The 2,551-nt window shown below is 55.2% G+C and carries 1 protein-coding gene and 1 pseudogene; both read right to left on the bottom strand.

The window, feature by feature from the left end; genetic code table 11:
* Window positions 1–430: pseudogene (locus ASG32_RS35520) on the bottom strand (transposase); the annotation flags it as partial.
* Between the two features lie 429 nt (window positions 431–859).
* Window positions 860–1,888: a sulfotransferase domain-containing protein gene (locus ASG32_RS33625; RefSeq protein WP_107352021.1), complete on the bottom strand. Its 1,029-nt coding sequence runs from the start codon at window positions 1,886–1,888 to the stop codon at window positions 860–862.
* Window positions 1,889–2,551 lie beyond the last annotated feature (663 nt).

Here is a 2,551-nt window from a genome sequence, read left to right as displayed (position 1 = left end):
CGCCGCCCGGGTCGGCGCGCCGTGGATCTCGCGCAGGTCCGCCTTCATCGCCGGCGGGATGGACTTCGGCACCTTGTCGAGCACGTTGGCTGCCTTGTAGACCCAACACTGCTGGTGAGCGGTGCCGGGGAAGACCTCGTCCAGCGCCCGCCAGAAGCCGAGAGCGCCGTCGCCGGCCGCGATCTCCGTGACCGTGCCGCACCAGCTACGCGCGTCCGTCCGGCAGCCGCAGATCCTGCATCGCGCTCACAAACGCGTCCGCCTCCATCTCGACAGCTTGGGCGAGCAGGCGGCGGGCGCCGCTAGGCAGCACCTCGTTCAGGGGATCGTCGAGGTCTTCGGGATGACGAAGTCGGACGACGTTGGTAGGTGTCTCCGTGGCGTATCGCCCTTGCTGAGAGGTTCTGGCGGGCTCGACAGCCGCCTCGATATGCCGCCTTCAACACACCGTCGTCACCCAATCTCCCGCGTAGCTCTCAGGAAACCCGCGCTGGATCCATCATCCCGAGCTGTGCCGAAAATCCGGATGGATTAATCACAGCGATGAACGTTCGCCGGCTCCGATTCAATACCGCTCGGTAACCGCTGCCGTTCCTTCTTTCCCCAAGCCGTGTTCCGTATAAGCGCGGCTCACTCGCTGGTGAGATCGGGCGCTCCCTCCAATCCGTGAGCAGACCGGGTCGGGACCAAGCGTATCATGTTCGATGCCTTCTGCAGCAATCGGAGAAGCCAGCTTAGACCTGAGCGCCGCCGGTCTGAAAATTCGCAGCCACAATCGGGAATGGTTGCGTTTCAGACAATCCGACGGCCCGCCCAAGCTATTATCGCGGACCTTTAATGAGTGTCACACGACTTCATATCACGATGAGTTTGATCTATGCGAGTCGAAATCATTAATTAAATTTTTAATCTGAACTACCTCTTCATCCAAATTTCTCAAATGTCCGATGCGGTAATGATTCTCAGTTGAAAGATCATTTACAGTTTTCATAAGATCTGAGACCCGATCCGAAAGCACTCTGAGAATGTCCATTGCTTCAATGTATTTCTGATTTGCATCGCTGGCCGCACGGAATGCTTCGCTAGTCTCTTGAGCTCTGAAATGATTTTGATCCATGAGAACTTTAATGGTCCTCTTAAGGCTATCTATCTCAAACCGAGAGGCAACACAAGAATCTAGAGATGCATCTTTTTCAATGCTGTATCCCAGTCGTTGAAGTAGTCTCCCGTATTTATTATTCAAAATTTCGAGCGATTTCTCGGGCAGAATGTTGACCGCCTGGAACGGAAGCCCGGACCTATTGTGGCTCTTAATACTGCCTCCTAGATTCGACATCGCCATAAATATGTTGGCAACGTCAAAGGCGCCTACATCATAACTGAAGCCTGTCTCGGAGATTATATCGTGAATGAATTTGGTTGGATTTAAGAATGCCTCTTCGTATTTAAAAATCTTGGCAGATTTTCGCTCTGCGTAGTCGACAAGACCCTCAAATTGATAAAAATTTTCTCCGCGGAAGTAATCGTCAATATTGTCGTACGATTTAAAATCGGGCTTGTGAATATTCCTCGCGTACCACCAGCTATAATCGCAATCTCTCGGATCTCGGACCAAGAGAATGTACTTTACGTCAAATTCTGAGAGATCCGCGTCGGCAGGCGGCGGCTCCCGGAAGCAGCCAACGACGTCGTTCTCCGCCAGCGCATTTTCGAGATCAGCCGCGGTTGGCGCACGACCGTCGTGTCCAATATACTTTTCAGCCACGAGGTCGTGAACACGATAGCCAGAATTGTTAAAAATATGCTGGATCGATTGAAAAACGATCGAACTGCCTCCTCTTCTGAAACCAAGAAATACAACGCGCCGGGGCTTCGTAGGCGAGATCATGCTAGTTACCTGCTGGCCTGATATTAAATGGGAAGGTTTCCCGCTAGGGCGCGCTTGTACGAAAGGTCATTGATGCCTCGCAACAGACTTTTTCGCGCTCCACTATCAGCGCGTCCGCGAGGGGGGCGGCGCTTCGTTCGTGCGCGGTAGACGCCCTCGCGCATGATCCTTCCTCGGCTTCACGCTCTCGCACGAGCCCTATGGCAGCCCCCGCATGACCCACGAGTTGCGTGAGCAGGGTTGGCGGCAGGCGGGCGACGCTGACTCGGCTGATACGGGAGACGAGAACGCCAGCCGGCGGCGTAAGCTGTGGTCTGGTCATGGTCCATCCGTCTCCGAATGAGGCTTCGAACATCGTCATTCTAGGTGTATGATCCCGCGATGTGGTGGTGCGGTTGACCACCATGCGGCGAGGGATGCGCTATGGGCTAGGTTCTTCATGGAAGCGCCACCACGATGGGGGCAGTCCGTCGCGCGATCCAGTGAACCGCACCCCGTTTTGACCGGACAGGCGGCATAGCTCACGAAGGCATAGGCGTTGGCCTATGGGTAAGGCTATGTCATCCGATCCGACCGCCCCACCGGTGCACGGCGAGATTGATCCTCCCTCGGCATCGCGGACACCTCTGATACGCTCATGCTGAGCGGGGAAGGTGTCGGATG

The sequence above is a fragment of the Methylobacterium sp. Leaf361 genome, from assembly GCF_001424445.1.
Lineage (GTDB): Bacteria > Pseudomonadota > Alphaproteobacteria > Rhizobiales > Beijerinckiaceae > Methylobacterium.
This window is presented reverse-complemented; position numbering and strand designations above follow the sequence as displayed.

Excerpts from the sequence above, each read along its gene's own strand:
- ASG32_RS33625 (WP_107352021.1), bottom strand. The coding sequence starts at position 1,888 with ATGATCTCGCCTACGAAGCCCCGGCGCGTTGTATTTCTTGGTTTCAGA.